The sequence below is a fragment of the Paraburkholderia sp. SIMBA_054 genome, assembly GCF_046534875.1.
In the GTDB taxonomy this organism is placed as follows: domain Bacteria; phylum Pseudomonadota; class Gammaproteobacteria; order Burkholderiales; family Burkholderiaceae; genus Paraburkholderia; species Paraburkholderia hospita.
The window spans coordinates 1-270 of sequence record NZ_JAWRXV010000831.1; the positions used below are offsets into that span (position 1 = coordinate 1).

At 52.6% G+C, this 270-nt stretch carries 1 protein-coding gene; it reads left to right on the forward strand.

Translation table 11 applies throughout. From position 1 onward, the window contains the following. Nucleotides 1–234, forward strand: a 234-nt coding sequence (locus SB822_RS57430; protein ID WP_410859152.1) for a chromosome partition protein MukE, incomplete at its 5' end; no start/stop codon positions are given. Between the last annotated feature and the right edge of the window lie 36 nt (nt 235–270).

Sequence of the window (270 nt, forward strand, 5' to 3'; positions counted from 1 at the left end):
TCGCTCAACCGTCTGCGTCGTTTAGGCATGGTGTGGTTTATGGGCCACGACAGCAGCAAGTTTCGCATTACCGAATCGGTGTTCCGCTTCGGAGCCGATGTGCGTGCTGGCGACGATCCCCGTGAAGCACAGCGTCGCCTGATTCGTGATGGCGAAGCAATGCCGATTGAAAATCATCTGCAACTCAACGATGAAACCGAAGAGAATCAGCCAGATAGCGGAGAGGAAGAATAATGATTGAACGCGGTAAATTTCGCTCACTGACGCTGA